The following is a 13,736-nucleotide window of genomic DNA, read 5'->3' as shown; positions in this document are numbered from 1 at the left end:
GGTCATCGCTCAGCGTAGCCGCGCTGTCGGTCACCGCCGCCAGCACCGGCTGCGCCGCCGCCGCGACCGGCGCAATCGTGGCGCCGACGTCATCGGTCAGCGCAGCCGCGCTGTCGGTCACCGCCGCCAGCACCGGCTGCACCGCCGCCGCGACCGGCGCGATCGGGCCGCCGAGGTCATCGCTCAGCGCAGCCGCCGTGTCGGTCACCGTCGCCAGCACCGGTTGCGCCGCCGCCGTGACCGGCGCGATCGCGCCGCCGAGGTCATCGCTCAGCGTAGCCGCCGTGTCGGTCACGGTCGCCAGCACCGCCTGCACCGCCGCCGCGATCGGCGCGATCGTGCCGGCGACGTCATCGCTCAATGCAGCCGCAGTGTCAGTCACCGTCGCGAGAACCGGTTGCGCCGCCGCCGTGACCGGCGCAATCGTGGCGCCGAGGTCATCGCTCAGCGTAGCCGCCGTGTCGGTCACCGTCGCCAGCACCGGCTGCGCCGCCTCGACCGGCGCGATTGTGCCGGCCACGTCATGGGTCAGCGTGCTTGTGGTATTGGTCGCGGTCGTGAGCATTGGCTGCGCCTCGACCGGCGCGATCGTCTCGCCCACGTCGTTGGTCAGCGCACCCACAGTGTCGGTCACGGTCGCGAGCACCGGCTGCGCCGCCATCTCGACCGGCGCGATCGGGCCGACCACGTCATGGGTCAGCGTGCTTACAGTGTCGGTCACCGTTGCGAGCACCGGCTGCGTCGCCGCCTCCACCGGCGCGATCGTCCCGCCCACGTCAGGGCTCATCGTACCCACATTGTCGGCCATCGTCGCGAGCACCGGCTGCACTGCCGCCTCGACCGGCGCAACTGTGTCACCCACGTCGTGAATCAGCGTGCTTACGGTGTCGCTCACCGTTGTGAGCACCGGCTGCGCCTCGACCGGCGCGATCCCTCCCACCACGTTATTGCTGAGACTGCCGACAGCTCCAAGCAGGGGAACGAAGCCGATCATCGACGGGCTGAAAGAATAGCACGTTGGACTGAACGAATTCGAGCGTTGACCCCCCATGCATTTGAGTGCTTCCGAGGTGGAAATCCGCTGATAGCGGGTTGACGGAACTATCTTCGATTGGGCTGTGAGCGTTATGATGGCGGGACTCGGCATCATCGCCGCCCCCGCCCCCTCGGCGGCGACTGCCTCGTTGCGGGCGGTGCTCGGCTTGAGCGCATCGTCATGCGGCTGCGACAAAAGCGCCGTCGTATCGAACTGGGCCGCAGGCGCCCCCGACGAGCCGATGGGCCTTTTGACCGTCTCATCCTCTGCGCCTGTTTTCGAGGAATAAATCACCGGCGGATGGTCATTAGCCGCCTGCGGCGCGGCGCCTGCCTGAGGCATTTTGGCGACCTCCTGTTCGGCCGCAGCGGATTTGAAAATGCCGACAAAAAACTCTTCGCAGGCAATCAGCGGGGCAATGAAGAACGACCAGGTCAAGAAATTGAAAGAGCCGGATCGCTTGTCAGCACGCTGCACCCCGGCTTCGAAGATTTTCCGCTCTTGTTCGAACAGTTCGCGTTCTTCTACTTCGTTCATGACTGCCGCCTTTTCTCGTTCGAAACAGAAACTCCTCTCGCGCATTCCGTACCGGCGGGTCTTTCGGCGCATCAGGCGTCCGTGTCGTGCGACATGTCCGCCGGCACGTGGAAATGCCCTCCGTCGAAGTGATCCGCAGCACCCATCTGGGCGATGGCGTATTCGAGGGCGTCGTCGGACGACATCGAGGCGAGCGCGGCCTGCATGTCGCCCGAATGATCCGGACCACGCGAGCCGAAATCACCATGTGAGAAGTCGAACCTGGCCAGCGCTTCACCCGGGTCACGATAGGGGTCGCCCTTGCTGCCGTCGTCGGACGGCTTGGGGTCGCAATAGTCCTTCTGCGGCTGGCAGTCGTGGTTCTTGGCGTCCCTCCAACCACCATCGTGTTTGGAGTAGTCCTCGCGAACCTTGTGATCGTCATTCCACTTGGAGTGCTCGCCGTTGCCGCGGCCGTCGCGCGTGGTTGGGTTGCCTTCCTCGCGGGGGACGCCGATTCCCGGAATCTTGACCAGCCCGAAAATGCTCGTGACCCAGCTCAGGATAGACATCGTTTCGCTCCTAGCTTCCGGTCTGCGACGGACCCATGCCTGCTCCGGATCACCGCGCCCTCACCCTAATGTCGCCGACGCGCCACGATGGATGCAGCGCGCAAAACAAATTCACGCTTCATTCGAGTTGCCGCCGCATGGCCACGAGTTCTCTCCGGATCCACGCCTTGACCGTTCCCACCGGAACCCGGAGGTATTCGGCGATCTCCTCATGCGTACGTCCGTCGATGATCGCCAGAAGCAGGCTCGCGCGGCGCTTTGGCTCGAGTTGATCGAGCATGGTCCGTAGGGTCATGCTGTCTGGGATGCGCGACGCGGGGTTCGAGACCGTCTGTTCCCGCTCGCAGACGGCGTTCAGAGTGTGATCCTCGAGCGCGAGTTCCCGCTTGGCGTTCTGCTGCATCCTGAGTGCTGTGTGGCGGACGATCGCGTAGATCCAGCCCCGCGCGGATCCACGTGCAGGATCGAAGCTTTTGGCGCATCTGAGAATCTGCGCGAATGCATCGTGGATGACGTCCTCCGACCGCGACTTGTCGTGGACGATCCGGTGCGCCACCGCGCGTAACTGGTCTTTCTCCCGGGCGTAGATCTCGCCGACGGCAGACCGCGATCCGGCGGCGCACTCGATTAGCGCCGTTTCGTAATTCAGAGCCGTCTCGCAATTAAGATAGGTATCATCCTGCGCTGCGCCGGAGCGAGACTCTGCTTTTGTGAAGTCGGCTCCGTGGTGGGGCATGGTCGAAGTCACCCCTTCGTAACGCAGACGCAACTATTCCCGTGCAGCGAATATTGCTGGCTTGCATTTCCAGAACAGTGGTGGCTTGCATTTCCAGAAAACTGGTGGCTTGCATTTACTGATGCGAAATGAGCCGTTGGGGGAAATCAACTTGGATGCTGAAAATTGTTTCAATCTGCGCCATCACAAAATCGTGACGCTTTCGTCAGGGCGCAGCCGACGCTTAACACTTCATGCTCGCTTGCCACGCGAGTGATGCTCACTTGCCACGCGAGGCGCGGTGACCTCCCAATCGAGGCGCGCGTCGACATGATTCTGATTTTGCATTTTGATTTTGCACCGGCGAGTAACACTTCATGCTCACCTGCCACGCGAGTGATGCGCACTTGCCACGCGTGTCGCGGCGACCTGCCCAATCGCAGCACGCGAGGGACATGATTTGATGTTGCCTCGGCGAGGGTTCCAGCCTCGCAGCACCGATCGACGATCCCGTCGACGGATTTCAAAACGCGGTCCAATGTTTTCTTAGTTCGGAGTCCGCGCCAGGAACTGAAAGTCGCTCGGAACCTTAAGGGGCTTGGCCAAGCCATCTCGATTGATCGAGGACGAGTGGCGTGAGCACCCGCAGTGATCTCGATTGCGATCTCCTCGTGATCACACAGCATCAATAAACGACAGGCTTTATTCCTTATCGGCAAAATTCGAGCGACGTTGCATCCAGATCGGCGGCTTCTGACTAGAGGTGGATGGCAGGCGTTACCACGGCGCCGTCAACACCGATGGTGTAACGTGAAGACACGACCCGTTGACAGCGATCTTATCATGTTTAAGGGCTGAGTACATGGATCCGCATGACGATACCATCGACGAACTATCTACCATTGGCTCACGATAGCACCGGTGGCAGAACCTGTCGTCGCCGAAGGCTCCATCATTGGGCCCAAGGAGTTCATGAGAATGGTCATGAACGCGACTGGTTCGAAGTTGGTGCTGCAGGATGGTTATGTCTTAACGCTCCAATGCGAAGGCGGCGCTAGGGGCGTTCGATGGATGAAAGCTCTCGCGGACTGTGATCCGACAGAACAATGCAACGGCTCGGAGCGATGCCTCCGAGTCCTGAATTGAGTGTTGGAGCGCCGCGCTTAGGTCGCTCCGACTCCGAACGGAGTTCGGTGACTCGTATCGTCACCGTCGACAATGCTGACATTCAGTGTTTTTCGCATTGTTCAAGGGTCGGTAAGGACTCCAAGCCATCGCTGGCCCCCATCAGAATGATTTAGATACGTCTCATTAACCCAGCCTGGACTTGTAGCTGGTCACTCGGCCACGGCAGCACCGATCGCCGATCCGATCGGCGGATTAAATGTGAATTGACGGCCCGTTGTCCCGCATGACGGCCACTGTTTTCTCTGCTGGAGTGCGCGCTTGATCGAGCAGGAGTGGCGTGAGCGCTCGTAACGAGCTTGATTGCGATCTCTTCGACGTCAAGCGGTATCAGTGGACGGCAAGCGTTATGCCGGGAAAAGTTTACGCAGCGTTGCATCCAGATTGGCGGATTCAGACTAGAGGATACGTGGCACCGCTGGTACGGCGCCATCAACACCCAAGGAGAGCAAAAGGAGAGTAACATGCATGAACTGACCCACCCCGTTGAACTGCGCGACCAAGAACTCGACCTCGTAGCCGCCGGCAGCGGCAAGCACGACGGCAGGGACAAGTGTTGCGATGGCGACAACACACAATTCGGCTTGGTCAACGTCAACGACACGAACATCGGAGTCAACGTCCTCGGGATCCAGGTGCAATCTACGTAAAGGCGAGATGGGTGGGCGAACCGCTTCTCCATTGCGGGAAGCGGTTCTCCACCGCATTAGGCGGTACCCGCCCGCAGCCGTGGCGCGGCGTAGAGAGTACTACGCGCAGCCTCAAATCGACGAATGAAGGCGTAGCAACAAGGTGCGTCCATGGCGGCACGGCCAGCTCTATTTCGCCAGGAAGCAATCGACTTTCTGCATCAACGCCACAGCTGGGGCGAGGTCGTATCGCTGCAGCCGGTATCGAGCACGATCCTTAGCTGGTCTCTTGCGGGCCTTGTTGTATTCATTTTGTGCTTTCTCTCCATCGCTCAATACGCGCGCAAGGAAACCGTAACCGGCTATCTAACGCCGACCTTCGGCACGGCTAAAATTTTCGTGCCGCAACAGGGCATCATCAAAGAGGTCCAGGTGAACGAGGGTCAGGACGTTGCGGAGGGCGAACCGCTCTTGACCATAGTCACTTCCCAAATCAGCGCCAATGGCGATGACGTCAATGCCACCGTTCTCGCAGCGCTGGCGCGGCAACGCGAGGTGGTCGAGCGACAGATCGCTGCGGAAGAGCGCCGGACGGCCTCGGAACACGAGCGCCTCGCTTCCACGACCAAGGGGATCGAGGGAGAGATTGCCCAACTCGAGGACCAGCGCAACATCCAGAACGAACGGCTGAAGCTTTCCGAGAGTTTTGTATCGACGGGCGCTACGCTAATCGCGAAGGGGGCGTTGCCAGCCATCGAGCTGAAGCGCCGCGAGCAGGCGGCGCTTGAGCAAGCGCAGCACTTGGCGTCGCTCGATCAGCAGATCACCGTACGACGCACCCAATTGGCTGATGCTCAGCATACGCTCGAGCAGCTTCCGATCGTCGCCGCAGAGAGGGTTCGCGTACTGCGCGGCGATCTCTCCTGGATCGAACAGCGCGTCGCCGAGGTGGACGGACGGCGGGCCTACGTTATCAAGGCGCCGACGAGTGGGCGCGTGTCCGCGCTGCATGCAAGTATCGGCAAGGTCGCTGATCCAAAGCATATGCAGCTCGAAATCATCCCGCTTGATTCGACCTTGCAGGCGGAGCTGTTCTTTCCGACGCGCGCGTTCGGATTCGTGCGCCCCGGCCAGCAGGTCAGGATACTTTACGATGCATTTCCCTATCAGAAATTCGGCACCTACCGCGGCAGCGTAACAAAAGTTTCTCAAACGATCCTGACCGGCAATGATGCTACCGGGCCGATCACCCTCCAAGAGCCGGCGTATCGCGTGACTGTGGCTCCCGAGCGGCCCGACATCGATGCCTATGGGCGCAAGATGCCGCTTCAGCCAGGCATGCTGCTCAGGGCCGACGTAATTCTTGAGCAGCGCTCGCTGATGAGGTGGCTGCTTGATCCGGTGTTTAGCGCAAGGATGTAGCCGCATGCAGGGACTGTTGAATTTCAGCGGACGTGGGTTCCTCCCGGTCATCAGGCAGACAGAGGCAGCGGAATGCGGGCTGGCATGCCTTGCCATGGTAGCGTCCTATCATGGCTATCGAACTGACATGAATAGCCTGCGGCGTCGGTACGCAGTCTCGCTGAAAGGTGTCACTCTCCGCGACCTCATGGAGATAGCGGCTCACCTGGGCCTGACATGCCGGCCGCTGCGAATCGAGGTTGACCATCTGCGCCAACTGCGTCGCCCGGCTATCCTGCACTGGGATATGGATCATTTCGTTGTCCTGAAGGCATGCAAGAAAAACGGGATCGTGGTGCACGATCCGGCCGCCGGCGAGAAATGGTTTCCCATCACCGAAGCATCGAGACATCTCACCGGAATCGTGCTTGAACTCTCACCCAGTGAAGAGTTCTGCTGCACAGACCAGAGAGTGCGATTACCGTTCTCAGCTTTCTGGAGCGGAATGAGGGGAAACTCACATGCCTTAACGCAAATATTGGTTCTCTCGGTGGTCATCGAGATTCTTATCCTCGCCGCCCCTTTCTACATGCAGCTCACGGTTGACGAGGTCATTGCCAGAGGCGACGTCGATCTTCTACTCGTACTTGGGCTTGGATTCGCGCTGCTCGTCCTGATCAAAGTCGCGTCGACCGCGACCCGCTCGTTCATTGTTCTTATTCTGCAGAACACGCTCAGCTTTCAGATCGGCGCCCGGTTGTTTCATCATCTGGTGCGTTTGCCACTCTCATTTTTCGAAAAGCGGCACATCGGCGACATCCTGTCGCGCTTCGGCTCGATCGAGCCCATCCGCAACATGCTCGCGGAGGGACTGATCACGGGCTTGATCGACGGTCTCATGTCGGTGTTGATGCTGGCATTGATGTTCGCCTACAGCGTCCAGCTCGGATTTGTCGTCCTGGTCGCGTTCGCGCTGTATGCCGCTTTGCGACTCGCTCTGTTCAGGATGTTCCGACAACGGAGCGAAGCGGCCATTCACAGCAAGGCACAGGAGAACTCCACCTTCATCGAAACCGTGCGGGCGGTGCAGAGCCTCAAGCTGCTCAACCGAGAGAACGAGCGGGAGAGCCAGTGGCTGAACCGTTATGCTGCGTACGTAAATGCCAACGTGCGGCTAGGCCGGGCGAGGATCAGCTTCAAAGCGATCAACGACACCATATTCGGCTTGGAGAACGTAATCACAATCTACCTCGCCGCTCGCCTCGCGCTAGACAACCTCATGTCAGTTGGCATGATATTCGCGTTCGTCAGCTACAAGCTGCAGTTCGCCGAACGGACAGCGCTGCTGATTGAGAAGCTGGTGGAACTGCGCATTCTCGGACTGCACCTAGAACGCCTCGCCGATATTGCGCTCACCCCACTCGAGCGGGGGCACGACCAAGATCTGTCGTATATGCGACCGATCCGCGGCGCGATCGAACTGCGCAACGTGTGCTTCCGCTATGCAGAAGCAGAGCCTCTGATTCTAAATAACGTGAATCTGTGCGTTGCTCCGGGACAGTTCGTGACGATCATGGGACCCTCCGGCTGCGGCAAGACAACTTTAGTCAAGATTATGCTTGGGCTGCTCGAGCCAACGGGCGGGGAGGTCCTGATCGACGGCCTTCCGCTAGGCCAGATCGGACCACGCGTTTATCGCGAACAAATCGGCGCGGTGATGCAGGAGGATCAGTTGCTGTCAGGATCTATTGCTGACAATATCTGCTTTTTTGAGACAACATTCGATCAGCAACGGATGATCGAGTGTGCGCAGATCGCCGGCATCCACGACGATATCATGGCAATGCCGATGAGCTACAATAGCCTCATCGGTGACATGGGAAGCTCATTATCCAGCGGGCAGAAACAGCGATTACTGCTTGCGCGCGCGCTCTATCGCCGACCAAAGATCCTGTTTCTGGACGAGGGCACGGCACATCTGGACACCGACAAGGAAAAAGAAATCAATGCCAATCTCCGGCATCTAGATATGACGCGCGTGAGTATAGCACACCGATCCGAAATCGCCCACGGAGCGGATATGATCATCCGTCTTCCCACGGCGGCCCAGCCGCTGCAGGTAGGAGTTACAGGCCGCAGACCAGCAGCGGCGCCTGCGCGCGATGCTGGTCTCACCGGGGTTGCCGCCGAAGGTGCGCAATCGACCAAGGTCGCGCAGGGCCACGGCGACTGCTCCGACGACGGCCGCAAGGACGATTATTCGAAGCATGCCGGGAAGGTCGACTGCTCGAAAGACGGCAAGGGTGGGTACTCCAAGCAAGATGGTGGCTGGAAGGACGCCAAGAACGAGGACTGTCAGCCGCACAAGGACTATTGCCAGCCGCAGAAGGACTATTGCGACCCCAAGCCGTCCGACGACTGCGGCAAGGGAGAAACCTATCGTAACCCGGGTGAAGCGCTGGCCAAGTTCGACTTCTCACATGGTGGTTTCGGCTCGCATGGTCCAGGTCGTTCGGAGTGACATGCAGGGCGCGCTCGCTTCGATGTCGTCCAGGATGCGCTCGAAAATCTGATTTTCAGAAATCGGGCCGGTTTGGCCATAACGGCATTGCCGGAGGGGCGCGCATCTATTGACTCGACCGCAACCAGAGCGAGATTGATCAAAGATAGGATCCTACGTATGTTTGCATCAAAGGCGATCGTCACCGTATTCGCCATACTCCGACGATCATGGAGCACTTCGGGAGAAATGCGGTGCGCCCAAATCCATTGAAACCCCGCCTTGCGGCCGGCGGCTGTGCGTTCGGAACGATGACGTTTGAATTCTTCACGCCCGGCTATCCGACGATTTGCCGAGAAGCAGGCGCTGAGTTCATCCTCTACGATATGGAGCACTCAGGCGTCGGCTTCGAGACGATGAAGGCACAGTTCGCATTCTGCCGTGGACTTGATCTAGTGCCTCTCGTGCGCGTTCCGTCCGATCACTATCACTACATTGCGCGTGCGCTCGACATTGGTGCGATGGGCATCATGGTGCCGATGGTCGAAACACCCGAGCAGGCAAAGGCGGTCGTCGTCTGCACCAGGTATCCGCCGGCAGGGCGGCGCGGCGCGGCTTTCAATGTAGCGGCCCACGATGACTATTCGAGTGGGCGCGAGACCGATAAGATCGCCCAAGCGAACGCACGCACGATGGTCATCGCGCTGGTGGAGACTGCAAAAGGCATCGCGAATGTCGATGCGATTGCGGCAGTCGACGGCGTCGACGTGGTCTGGCTTGGTCACTACGATCTGACGAACTTCATCGGTATCCCCGGGGAGTTCGACAATCCGAAATTCCATGCAGCCGTCGATGGCCTGGTCGAGGCGTGCAAGAAGCACGGCAAAACGCCTGGCTTTCTCGCCGGAAACGAGCAATGGGCGCGCAATTTTCGCGCCAGGGGTTTTCGCATGATCGCTTACGGCGTCGACACGCTGTTAATGCAAAACGCGCTCGCGCATGGCATCAAGCTATTGCAGGGGACCGTGACGAATTAGGGCGACGCGAGCGTGAGAAGACCAGCGGATTCGCAAAATTGGCATTATGGAACAGCCTCCGTTTTGCCCCCTTAGCAGCGGACATCGCTTGGTTCGAACCGCACACTCCACTTAGTGCCAAACTCAGACGTCGTCGTGTGTAAGATCGGCGCCTGTTCTCCGAGGAACTAGTGCGCAGCTCTTTCGTTGTCACGCTTCCCAGACAGCAAAGGAACACGATTATGGACCGCGAACATGTGAAGGGCGCTGCCGATAAGGCGAAAGGCGCCATCAAAGAAGGTGCTGGTAAGCTTAGTGGCGACAAGGACATGGAAGGCGAAGGCAAGATCGATAAGGCCAAGGGATCCGCGCACAACGCCGCGGGCAATGTGAAGGATGCAGCGCGAGACGCCGCTGACGCCATCAGGAAATAATAAGCAAGAGGGATATAAGCCGCCTCCGGGCGGCCTTTTCTTTGCGCTAATCGCTCCGGCGGAGCAGCCATCGCGAATACATGATGCAGAGCTGGCTTCCTGCAGGGCTGGCCGAGCTGGTGTCTCGGTCAGGTGACAAGGGGCCCTGCAATCCTTGATTCTTGACGCGAAGTCGGTTCGGTAATTCCCATCACAAGCATTGAACAATCAAGGCCTGGATGCGGCGCTTGGTCCCATTGAGTCCGAAAGGGCCACTGCAGGTTCCGTAGCGCGGCTCTCGATATGACCCATCAAATCGTTGGCCATCTGCTCGAGGCGTTGGCGATCGCGATCCATAAACTCGCGAGGCTGCGTGTCAACGATGCAAAGGGAGCCTACGACGTGTCCAGCTGAGGTTCGCAAGGGGACGCCTGCGTAGAAGCGGATGCCCTTCTCCAACACGCGTGGATCGTCGGCAAAGCGTGGGTCCTCGGTCACGTCTTGAGCAACCAGCACTTCGTTTGCCGCGATCACGTATGCGCCGAGCGGCTCCTCATGAGGAGCCTGATTGATGGCCTGATTTTCCTGCGACAGGTCTATTGCGTCTGGCTGAGTCGGGTTAATATCGTCAGCCAGAGAAACGAGTGCGATCGGGACATTGAACGCCTGCGCGATCTTCTTGGACGCCTCATCGAACTCCCGTCCTTTCGCGGCGCCCAAACCAAGGCTCTGCAGCGCTGCAACCTGCTCTTGCCTAACGTCAGGAACCACCGGACGCGTACCGCTGCCGGATGCTGGGCGGCGCATCCATTCGTCAACTTGCTTGATACAGCCCTGAAGCGAGGCGAATACCGCATCGGCCGCCATCTGCTTGTTGAGCTCTTCCGTCTGTTGCGTACCCTGCGCCAGATTCCAGGAGCAGACGATGAGCTTCACGTGCGGGGCTCGGCGACGCAGACGACGGAGGATGTACCGGGCATAGACCTGCGGCTGGGGATGCAGATAGGACAGGCACACCACGTCGACGCCTTCGAGACCAAGCTGCCCCAGCGCTCCCTGGCTGACTGCGATCGGCGGCAGGACCTTGGTGCTGATGCTCCGCTCCTTGAGCGCCTGCGCCATCATCTCCGCCGCCGCGTGATCTAGCTCAGTGCGGCCGGCGATGCAGAGAACGCACGGTGGCCGCTCAGCTGTGCGATCTTCGCCCCGCTCGGCAGCTGAGGAGGCCTTTTCCCTGACATGGTCCTCGACCTCCCGCACAACAGAGATCGCCGTATCGGCAACGAGCCGCCGGTAATTGGTATCCGTCGTGCTGCGCTGGCGATCGTTTTCCGCGAGCCGCAGTGCCGGAATGGCCACGTTATCGTAGAAGTCGTGCGAGGAGTATTTGTCGACATAGTCCTCAGCAATCTCCACCGCCTCTTCCAGGTTGCCGGCTAGCAGGCGTTGATAAAGCTGCTCCTCCGGCGCAAGCACCGGATCGCTGCCAAGAAGTACGCCCAGGAACTCGAGCTGCGGGACGTAGCGCCCGATGACGACCGCGCAGACGGTCAGGGGCGTCGCCAAGAACAGGCCGACAGGGCCCCACAGCATGGTCCAGAAGATCGCCGCAATGATGATGGCCAGAGAGGACAGGCCTGTGCTGGCACCGTAAAGCCATGGCTCGACGACATTGTTGCTGATCAGTTCAGCCACGAGGAACACCCCGACCACCCAGAATAGCATGGTCCAGCCAGGATCGACGGCGACTGCAAGGGCAATAGGAAACAGGGCGGCCAGAAAGGGACCGAGATACGGGATGAATCGGAGGACGGCGGCTAGCAGCCCCCACAGCGGGGCGTTGGGCACACCAATGAGGTAAAGGGCAATGCCAATCGGAATGCCGTAGGTCAGATTCACGACGAGCTGCATCAGGAGGTAACGACTGACCCGGGCGGTGGCGTCGTTGATGGCCTGCGTACTTTTCTGTAGGTCTCCGGCCCCTGCGAGTTTGATGAAGCGATCGCGCAGGTCCTCCCGCTCGAGCAGCACGAAGATCACGAAGATGACGACCAGCCCGGCAGTGGCAAGCGGCGCTAACAGCGGACCGACTACGGATCGGATAATCTCAAGGGGTTTTGGTCGCGGCGCCTCTAAGCGCACGGTGACCGGCTCCGGAGACTTAGGACCGGCTCCGAGCCGGGGCTGTGCTTCTTCAGGCTTCTTCTCGTCGCCCGAGATGTCCTTGCCGAGATCCTCTATCGTTCTGGTGATATTGTCGAGGACGCCGCCGCCAGGGGCGGACTCCTGCAAGGACCGGATTTTCTGAGTGATGGTAGTCTGGTAGCTTGGAAGGTTGTTGGCGAGTTGGACGAGCTGGCGCCCGACCACGAAGGTGACGCCTGTAATCAGGATGAAGGCAAGCGTAACGGCAATCAGCACCGCGGCAATGCGGGGCAACCTCCAGCGCCCTAGAAAGTTTACTAACGGTGTGAGAACGAAGCTTAAGAGGATGGCGAGGGCGAAGGGAACAAAGATATCCCGGCCGAAATAGAGTCCTCCGATTGCAAGGACGATGCCGCCGGCCGTCAGGATCGGCGAGCCTGTGGGCTGACTGACTGGCGAAGATCGAGGCGAGACTGGAGCAAAGTCCGCCATAGCCGACGGCCTTTCCGTTAATGACCAAGACCAACGCACGATCGGAGCGTCTGATCTACCAAGAGCATAAATCGATTGCTGCTCGAAACGTTCAATCAGTCCAGCACCGTGGTCCAGCGGGTTCGGAGCGGGCGCGGTGGGTCAAAACGCGACCTGGCGGGAGGGCGGCTCTTAGCGCAAACCGGACGCTCGCCGCGTTCAGCAGCCCGCCTCAGAGCTGACAAGTAGGCGCATCGGCTGGGGAAGAGCCAAAACCAGGGCACCCGGCTAAAGGCAGCGAAGTCAATGGCGAAGACAGGGTGGCAATCGCATGATCAATTGATGGAACCGGCAAATTACAGTCAAGCAGCGTGCGCCCGCCGCTTGCCGGACGACTGTTTGGGATCGGCGCCTTCCGGCTGCTCCGCCTCTTTGGCGAGCCGGCCGCGCAGTAACGCGAGCACGGCGGCCTCCTCCGGCTTCAGATTTTCGACAGCGCTGCGAAGCTCGCTTTCGGCTTTTGACTTGATTTCGAGGACCAGGTTACCATCCATGTAGGAGTTCAGCACCTCCGGATGGATGTAGCACTTCCTGCAGATCGTCGGCGTGTTGCCGAGCCGTGCAGCGACTTTTTCGATCGCGATGCGAAGATTGCGCTTGGCCTGAGCGGCACTGTCGAAGCTCTCAAGTTCGCTCAGCGCCATGGCCGCCAGCACTGTCCCCGCCCAGGTTCGGAAATCCTTTGCGGTAATGTCTTTACCGGTAATGGATTTGAGGTACTCATTCACGTCGGTCGACGTAACATCCTGGCAATTGCCTTGCTCATCGATGTACTGAAGCAGCTCCTGCCCGGGAAGCTCCTGACAGGCCCTGATGATCTTCGCGACGCGCCGGTCTCGAACGCGCAGCGACCATTGTTTACCGCCTTTACCGGTGAAGCGGAAACGTACCTAGTTTCCCTCAACCGCCGCGTGCCGGTTCTTCAACGTGGTCAGGCCATAGCTGTTGTTCTGCCTGGCGTAATCGTCATTCCCTACGCGGATCAACGTGGTCTCCAGGAGATGCACGACGGTTGCCAGAACTTTTTCCCGCGGCAGGCCGCGCAATGCCATGTGCTCGCGCACTGTTTCCCGAATG

8 protein-coding genes and 2 pseudogenes are annotated in these 13,736 nt (G+C 59.8%); 5 read left to right on the top strand and 5 right to left on the bottom strand.

All coding sequences use genetic code 11. The features are described from left to right. The 3 genes and pseudogenes from KJQ96_RS35725 to KJQ96_RS35715 all read right to left on the bottom strand — a co-directional run. Positions 1 to 1,573 (bottom strand): annotated as a pseudogene (locus KJQ96_RS35725) (hypothetical protein); the annotation flags it as partial. Between the two features lie 71 nt (positions 1,574 to 1,644). After that, entirely contained in the window at positions 1,645 to 2,124 is a 480-nt protein-coding gene (locus KJQ96_RS35720) for a hypothetical protein (RefSeq protein ID WP_213290842.1), read from the bottom strand. Between the two features lie 118 nt (positions 2,125 to 2,242). Beyond that, on the bottom strand, positions 2,243 to 2,893 hold the full coding sequence (locus KJQ96_RS35715) for a sigma-70 family RNA polymerase sigma factor (protein WP_249734936.1): 651 nt from the start codon (positions 2,891 to 2,893) through the stop codon (positions 2,243 to 2,245). Positions 2,894 to 4,488: 1,595 nt separating this feature from the next. On the opposite strand from KJQ96_RS35715, the gene KJQ96_RS35710 reads away from it, so the two are divergent. From KJQ96_RS35710 to KJQ96_RS35690, 5 genes are all read left to right on the top strand, one after another. Beyond that, positions 4,489 to 4,674 (top strand): hypothetical protein, encoded by a 186-nt coding sequence (locus KJQ96_RS35710; RefSeq protein ID WP_057851238.1) that lies wholly within the window; start codon positions 4,489 to 4,491, stop codon positions 4,672 to 4,674. A 150-nt stretch (positions 4,675 to 4,824) separates the two neighbouring features. After that, on the top strand, positions 4,825 to 6,075 hold the full coding sequence (locus KJQ96_RS35705) for an HlyD family efflux transporter periplasmic adaptor subunit (protein WP_213290841.1): 1,251 nt from the start codon (positions 4,825 to 4,827) through the stop codon (positions 6,073 to 6,075). Positions 6,076 to 6,079: 4 nt separating this feature from the next. Next, positions 6,080 to 8,575, top strand: coding sequence for a peptidase domain-containing ABC transporter (locus tag KJQ96_RS35700; RefSeq protein ID WP_213290840.1), 2,496 nt, complete (start codon positions 6,080 to 6,082; stop codon positions 8,573 to 8,575). A 233-nt stretch (positions 8,576 to 8,808) separates the two neighbouring features. Further along, positions 8,809 to 9,591, top strand: a complete 783-nt coding sequence (locus KJQ96_RS35695; RefSeq protein ID WP_213290839.1) for an aldolase/citrate lyase family protein — start codon at positions 8,809 to 8,811, stop codon at positions 9,589 to 9,591. A 221-nt stretch (positions 9,592 to 9,812) separates the two neighbouring features. Then, positions 9,813 to 10,004 carry a CsbD family protein gene (locus KJQ96_RS35690; RefSeq protein ID WP_213290838.1) on the top strand — a complete coding sequence of 64 codons (192 nt, stop codon included), beginning with the start codon at positions 9,813 to 9,815 and terminating at the stop codon, positions 10,002 to 10,004. A 207-nt stretch (positions 10,005 to 10,211) separates the two neighbouring features. Here the strand turns inward: KJQ96_RS35690 and KJQ96_RS35685 are convergent, their stop codons facing one another. Both KJQ96_RS35685 and KJQ96_RS35680 read right to left on the bottom strand, forming a co-directional pair. Beyond that, on the bottom strand, positions 10,212 to 12,620 hold the full coding sequence (locus tag KJQ96_RS35685) for an AI-2E family transporter (protein ID WP_213290837.1): 2,409 nt from the start codon (positions 12,618 to 12,620) through the stop codon (positions 10,212 to 10,214). A 341-nt stretch (positions 12,621 to 12,961) separates the two neighbouring features. After that, a pseudogene (locus KJQ96_RS35680) lies at positions 12,962 to 13,736 on the bottom strand (DNA topoisomerase IB); the annotation flags it as partial.

This window comes from Bradyrhizobium sp. sGM-13 (assembly GCF_018398875.1).
Lineage (GTDB): Bacteria > Pseudomonadota > Alphaproteobacteria > Rhizobiales > Xanthobacteraceae > Bradyrhizobium.
Note: the sequence above shows the minus strand (reverse complement) of the source record. Positions and strands in the feature narration are given on the sequence as shown.

What these genes read in the sequence shown, in the direction of transcription:
- KJQ96_RS35720 (WP_213290842.1), bottom strand. Translation starts at nt 2,124, where the DNA reads ATGTCTATCCTGAGCTGGGTCACGAGCATTTTCGGGCTGGTCAAGATT.
- KJQ96_RS35710 (WP_057851238.1), top strand. Translation starts at nt 4,489, where the DNA reads ATGCATGAACTGACCCACCCCGTTGAACTGCGCGACCAAGAACTCGAC.
- KJQ96_RS35705 (WP_213290841.1), top strand. Translation starts at nt 4,825, where the DNA reads ATGGCGGCACGGCCAGCTCTATTTCGCCAGGAAGCAATCGACTTTCTG.
- KJQ96_RS35700 (WP_213290840.1), top strand. Translation starts at nt 6,080, where the DNA reads ATGCAGGGACTGTTGAATTTCAGCGGACGTGGGTTCCTCCCGGTCATC.
- KJQ96_RS35690 (WP_213290838.1), top strand. Translation starts at nt 9,813, where the DNA reads ATGGACCGCGAACATGTGAAGGGCGCTGCCGATAAGGCGAAAGGCGCC.
- KJQ96_RS35685 (WP_213290837.1), bottom strand. Translation starts at nt 12,620, where the DNA reads ATGGCGGACTTTGCTCCAGTCTCGCCTCGATCTTCGCCAGTCAGTCAG.